We start from the raw sequence: 6,514 nt of genomic DNA, 5'->3' as shown, positions 1-6,514 counted from the left end.
CATTCTTGGCACCTATGGCCTAGTGTTGCGTTGGTTTTGGTTTTCAGGTTTTGTTGTATTTCAGCCGGAAGACGGACGGATTTTCCACAGGGCCCCACTTTTTTGGCTAGCACGTGTTGCGTGCCCGTGGCACCCGTCTTCGTTGCGTTGAGCTTTGTGTGGAGGCGCAACGGAAGGACACGCCAGGCCGGGAGTCTGACGACCGCGGTGTTGCGCGTTGCGCACTAGGGCGTGGGACTACGATCGCGTCCTTGGCTTGACCCCCAGTTCCCACAGGACGTCGATGTTGCGAAGGTATATGGAGACGTTCTCGGCCGAACTGTGGATGATCGAGTGCTCGCGCCCATCGACGGCGTCAACTTTTGCCGTCCACGGATCTTCCAGGCACTGGCAAACATCCTCAATATCGTCGCGATACTGCTGCAGCGCCTTCGGGGTCCAGGTCCGCATTGCATCTGAAGCCAACAACACAGAGAGCGTACCCTTGCGCTCCCCGATATACCGCACAGGTGAGAGCAGGCCGCCGACGTAAAGCATCATGAGCGCGTCGATCACGCGATCGTCATGGTCCTCGTCCCAGATGACTGCGAGGTCAAGGAATGCGCAGCGATCGAGCCGGTTCAGAAGCTCGTCATGCCAGACCGGCGCCCGAAGGATGGAGTAATGTGTTCCCCGGCCGAGGTTGCCCACAGGGCGGGTTTCGTCATGCAGGGTCTGGAAGAAGGGGCAATAGGACATGAACGCTCCTTTCGGGAGAGAGACGGCTTCCGCCGCGGAACCGCAGCCATTTCGTGGCTGCGAGCATCAATGCAGACAGTATCACGCCGGATGGCATTCAGCGTCGCCGCGCTTAGTTCCGGCGTTTAGGATTCTCAGGCATCGCGACGATTGCCGCTTCGGGTAGGGCGCCAAGTTCTGCAAGCTTGTCCCGGGCGTCACGATACTGCTCGTAGAATCTGGCCCACTTGCTGAATCCGCCCAATTCACCAACGGCACGTAGCATTGCGAGGTGGGAAGCCGTCAGCAATTGCACGGTGGCTTCAAGCTCCGTAATCCTGAGGTCCTTGTCGGCAAGCGTCGCGGCCATGTCAGCGCCAGGTCGCTTGGCAGCGCGGCCACGCCAGCGCCGGTATTCCGCTTGGCGCTGCTGATACTCGGCAAGCAGCCTGCAGCGTGACTCGCTGCGGGTGATCGACGACGCTGCCTTGATGGACGGATGCAGCCGGGCGACGGCGCGCGCCGAGATGTCCTCGTCGTCGGTCAGCAATACCTCAAGGATCTCGCGCATTTTCCCATCATCGGCCGACGCCGCTTCATTGGCTTTATTCATCAAGTATTCCCTGTTGTCGGGGCAAGGAGAGGTCAATGCCATCGGGGAAGGGACGGTGGCCCGGCCGCGTTTTGAGCAGCCCTTGTACGCCAGCCAGCCGTTTTTCCGCGTGGTCGAGCTGGTTTTGCCAACCAATGCTGGTCGATGGGCGGGCCTTGATCGTCTCCACGGCGAGCTTGAGCTGACCCTCGAGCCGGATCAGGTTCCGCCTGTGCTCCGGCAGGTCAGTGGCCGAGAGGTGACGACAGTCGGCAAAGCACTCCAGATGCTTGGCGCACGGATCGACCGTGAACGAGTTCAGGCAGTGCCCATAAGGGGTGGCATGGAATCCGTCCGCTTCGGCGCGCAGGTACTCGTATGCGGCCGCGTCGCCCTCCGTTTTCTGGATGCGCCGGAAGGCATCGACGATCGGACCGCTGGCCTTGCCACCCTTGATGAGTCGGGCAACCGTGCCGGCTTTTTCGCCGAGCAGGATCTCGACGTCCTGTGGAATTTCAATCTGGTCAAGATCCTCCGCCAGGCTGCGATGGTCGTATTCATAGCTTTGTGCAACGCTGCGCCGGTTGAAGCGCTTTGAGATGATCGTGTCGGCAACGCCAAGCCGGAACAGCTCGGTGTTCTGCATGTGGCGCAGCATGTGTGCCTCGATCTTCAAGGCCCGGTCTTCGTCGGTCTGTCCGTACTTTTCAAACAGCGTCGGCAGGTGCTTCGCGTCACCCAGCGACTGTCCGATGAACGTAGGGTCTGGCCGGTTGACCGCCATGTAGCGGGTCACATCGCAAAGCCCATCGTTGCGTTCCTCGGCCACCGACCGTTTGGGCTGCACGAACAACAACTCCCAGGGCTCAACGAATCCCGTGGCCAGCGGAAGCCGCATGGTGTCGGACACCTTCGTTGGCGTCGTGAACCGGATATGCTCCTCGAGCTCGCCAACGTGCAAGTATGCAGCGTGCCACTCCATCCGCTTTCCAAGGCCGATCGGCGAGCCATCAGCATATCGGAAGCGCATGCTTGTCTTGCCTTCACGCATCGCCTTCACCAGACGATTCCCAAACACGTAGACAGCCATGTCGAGGGTCAGTGTGCCATTTCGCCACAGCGCACACTGGTGGTCATACAGTTCATCAAACACTGACGGATCGAGGCCATCGCGGTAGCGTTTTATGAACGGATCTCGCTCAATGCCTAGCCAGAACGGGTTGCCTGCCAGACGGGTGTAAAGCTCGATGACAGGTACGAGACTGTCGACCGGATACCATGGCAATAGTCGCTCCGTCTCACATTGCAGTTTCAGCGTCGCGCGGAGCGGTTCTGTGAGCTTGGCTACACGGTCAAGTGTCTCTGTCAGCAACGCCCGGAACATTTCCGGGACTGGCTGGGCGCCTTCAAACAGGACGCGACTGTCCGCTTCAGCGTCCTGCTGCTTTTCCGCAAAGTGGCGCACCATCAAGGATGTCGAGATGCCACCGGACTCACCGGCTGGACGACCCTTCGAGTCCAGATACGTCCGCTCACGCTTCCAATCGACCGGCAGCAACGCAACTTCCCCTGCACGCATGCCGGTCACGATTAGAGTGCGCACCGCAGCGAACCGCAGCTCGTCCATGAACGTGCGTGGCCGTTCGGTCATCACGATGCGGGTCAGCTCCCAGAACGCCCGGCGCTCAGGCAGGCGTTCGCCGCGCTTGCGAGCCTCCAGGTCGGCCCGTAGTTCATCCTGCGACCAGGTATGCTTTGCTTTGTTCGTACCTTTTACTTGCATGCGCGGCACAGCTAGCGACGAGTACAAAGGGCCTGCATCGCAAATGTGCTGAGCGTCAAACACCGTCTTGACGATGCCGGCCACCTGATCCCCCAGCTTGCCGGTCGCCTGGCATGCTGTTGCAATACGAACAGCCGCACGCAGATCGTCGGCGGTCAGTTGCCACGGGGTCTTGTCCACGCACGTGGCGAGCACCCGCAGCGGACGCGCGATGCTATGTGCCACATACCGCGTGGTGTTACGCCTGAACAGCAACTGTTCAGCCACCGCTGCCTTAATCAGGTCTTGCCACGAGACAGCCAGCGCTCGCCGGGGCAGTGGCATCAGGCCACGCTCGACGCGCTCTGCATTGACGATAGCCAGCGCCTTCGCCTCGGCGCCGAGATCTCGCAGGTAGTGGTTTGGGGGTGGCACGTCACCGGTAACCGCCGTCAGATTCCAGCCGACACCGTCACGAGCAGTGCCTGCCTCGTCCAGAGGTATGTCCCACTGCAGGCCCTTTTCACGGACGAGTGCCTTGCCCAACTCGATGAAGGCAGAGTAGTGTGGGTTCATCGGCGCTCGCCTTCCAACTCGTCGATGACCGCCTGTATTTCGGCGATCGTGCGCTGCAGTTGCAGGTAGGCCGGCGATTGGGCATCACCACGAGAACTCTGCTCGAAGAGCAAGACCACTTCACGCATTGCGGCCAGCACACTCTCGTGCATCGTTTTGTCGTGCAAAGGCATAAACTTCCTGCACCCGTAGCACGACGTCACCGGATTGTAGGGGCAGGCTGGTTGCCCCGACGTGCAGCCGCCGATGCCGGCGATCGGGATGCCGTGAGGCACGCCGGCGATCTGCTGTTCTCCCTTGAGCTGGGTGAGTTCTTCCGGGGAGACGAACCGATCGTGCGCGATCTTTGCCACCCGCCGGTATATATCTGACGCGCCGAGTGCTCGGTTGACCCGTTCCGCGTGAGAGGCTGATGCCGCAAAGTACACCAGCCCCGTCCGTACATCGGAATGCCCCATGAACTCGGCGAGTTCTTCGTGGCTTGCACCAGCGTCAACGAGGCGTTGGGCTGCCGTATGACGAAGGTCCATCGCGCAAGCGTCGTCCCCGATGAGGCGTTCCATGCAGCGGGCGATGCGAGAGCCGGCCTCATGATTGGAACTGACGTCGAAGACGCGATCGCTCGCGTCACGACCTTGCAAATCTGCATAGGCAATCAGGGCCGTGAATAGCACCGCCCACTCCTGTTTCACACGACGGACCATCGGCCTTTTTCGAAGCCTTCCCCGCTGCTTGACCATGAGAAACGTGAGGTGAACGGCCGGTTCGCCGCGGGGCTCTGTCTGCCAGACCCGTACATCACGCATCGTCAGCATCGCGACCTGAATTGGGCGCATGGCGAACTGATAGGAACAGAGCACCATCGCAGCCTCGCAAAGCTCGTCGTGCGCGATGCCTGACCAGCCTCGGGCCCTCACGAGGTCCGACGTTTCGTCCAGGTAGCGAACGATTACGGCTTCTTCATCAGCACTCAGGAAGACATCGCCCGACCGCACACCGGCATATGAGTCCGACGCGGGGCCGGGCAGGGCAGCGCTGACATAGGTCAGATAGGACTCGGACCACCCGTGCTGGCGATGTCTGCATAGCAGCCGCAGAACCGCCTTAACGAAACGATAGGCGTGAACCGGCAACTGACGGGCGCGCAGCGCCATCCATATCGTTGATATGCGGGTTGGGCCGGCTGCAACAACGCGGTCGACGTCATGCACATCGAGATGCATTGCTGCGATCAATACATTGAAGCAGGTCGAGATATGCAAGTCTTCGCCCAACAGGAAGACCAGTAGATGCTTCTGCAGAGCGCCGTAGACAGCAGGATACCGGCCAAAGTCGAGCCGGAACATCCGACCATTGATGTGAAGTCCGAAGACATCTGTCTGACGGACTGCCGGGATGGAGCGGAGTTGGTCGTCGAAGTCGTCGTAGTAGCGTACAACGGGCGGTAGCTCAGGCAGTGACGCCACCATGCTTTCGAGCACCGATGGCTCGGCTTGCCCACGAAGCCGGGATGGGAAGGCCTCCAGCATGATCAGCGTCCCTGCGGCAGCGCGCGCAGCAAGGCCACACGATCGTCGAATGCGTCGTTCCATACGCTCGCGAGTCGGCTTTCAAAGACAGCCCTAGCATAGCGCGACGGCATGTCCGACTCTTTCGACCATCCGAAGAATGTACGCAGTTTCTGCAGCGCTTCGGGCATCGAGTCGCCTCGCTCCAGCAGCTGGTGAAGCCGCAATACGGCGCTGGTGTGCCGGAGGTCGTGGCAGGTGACCGACTTCTTTCCGGTGCGGTCGTGCAGTTCCTGCAGCACATCCGTAGGCAACGCTTTCGATATCGTTGTAAAGATCTTCGTCAACGACTCTGTGGAAAGAGGGCCGCCAGTCTGGGCGTTTAACATGAACGAATGGGAAGGCCGGCCCCGGTAATTTTCGCAATAGATCTGCACCAGGCCCGCCGTTGCGTCGCTGACGGGAATTTGCCTGACCGAATGGAGCGTTTTGATGCTGGGTTTCGAGTAACGGCTGTCGCTGCCAACTTCTTCATACTCGTTTTGCCGGACGTTCAGCCAGTACCTTGTCCGGCCAAGTTCGCGGTCATAGCTGCTCTTGATGGCGTCTGCTGGCAGCAGCAAGAGTTCGCCGCGGCGCAGACCCTGATGCAGCATCAGCACGAATGCGATGAAGACCCGCCAGCGGGTGTGCGCGCGCTGGAAGGGATTGGCATCCGATTCCGGATCCAGGATCTGATAGAGATTCTCGACCACGCTGGAGGGCAACGACCGAACGGTCTCGCTGCGGGCACCTTGGCGAATGTGAAGCTGGCGGTAAAGCGTCGATAGTCGGTGGATGCGCGCCTCGATCTGTCGCATCTTCGCGTCCGCCGACTTCGACAGCCATGTGATCACCGATGTCACGAATGCCAGTCCGGTCTGCCACCGGTCCTCATTGCTGCGAGTGGCAACAGGCTGATTACGCAGACTCACGAACCACGACTCGAGAATGTCCGCAAGCCGGGCATCGTCAAGGTCGGATAGCGCGTCATCCAGCGCATTCGCCTTGAATGACCGATCCGCATGCTCATACAGGTTCTCGATGTACCGCAGCCGCATGGTCTGCGTGGACGTTGCCCATTGCGCACCCGCGATGACCAGCCAGACCGCGGCCCAGTACCTGGGCATGTGGTTGCTGTCGACCAGCGCAACCCCCCGGAGCGCCCGCGGCACGGCGGCGGCGCTGACCTGAACGAACATAAAACCTAAACCCACAACAAAAACGCAACGGCGAAAGATACCATAAAAGCACTTTTCCGTTGCGGTATCTGAAGTCTCCGTGCCGTCCCACACGCAACACTTCAGAACATACCAACAG

Annotated in this window: 5 protein-coding genes; all 5 read right to left on the bottom strand. The window is 60.3% G+C overall.

Annotated features, from left to right (window positions below; all coding sequences use genetic code 11):
- Positions 1-237: 237 nt before the first annotated feature.
- Positions 238-738 carry a hypothetical protein gene (locus AC1DN0_RS39775; protein ID WP_477144456.1) on the bottom strand — a complete coding sequence of 167 codons (501 nt, stop codon included), beginning with the start codon at positions 736-738 and terminating at the stop codon, positions 238-240.
- A 112-nt stretch (positions 739-850) separates the two neighbouring features.
- Positions 851-1,330: a hypothetical protein gene (locus AC1DN0_RS39770; protein ID WP_477144455.1), complete on the bottom strand. Its 480-nt coding sequence runs from the start codon at positions 1,328-1,330 to the stop codon at positions 851-853.
- Entirely contained in the window at positions 1,323-3,647 is a 2,325-nt protein-coding gene (locus AC1DN0_RS39765; protein WP_477144454.1) for a hypothetical protein, read from the bottom strand. The genes AC1DN0_RS39770 and AC1DN0_RS39765 overlap by 8 nt, the downstream gene beginning before the upstream one ends.
- Positions 3,644-5,128 (bottom strand): site-specific integrase, encoded by a 1,485-nt coding sequence (locus tag AC1DN0_RS39760; RefSeq protein ID WP_477144453.1) that lies wholly within the window; start codon positions 5,126-5,128, stop codon positions 3,644-3,646. Before AC1DN0_RS39760 ends, AC1DN0_RS39765 begins: the two co-directional genes overlap by 4 nt.
- A gap of 50 nt (positions 5,129-5,178) precedes the next feature.
- Positions 5,179-6,514, bottom strand: a 1,336-nt coding sequence (locus AC1DN0_RS39755; RefSeq protein ID WP_477144452.1) for a site-specific integrase, incomplete at its 5' end; no start/stop codon positions are given.

It is taken from the genome of Cupriavidus sp. 05N39 (assembly GCF_056397325.1).
The sequence above is the reverse complement of the archived record's forward strand: the minus strand, read 5'-3'. Positions and strand labels throughout refer to the sequence as shown.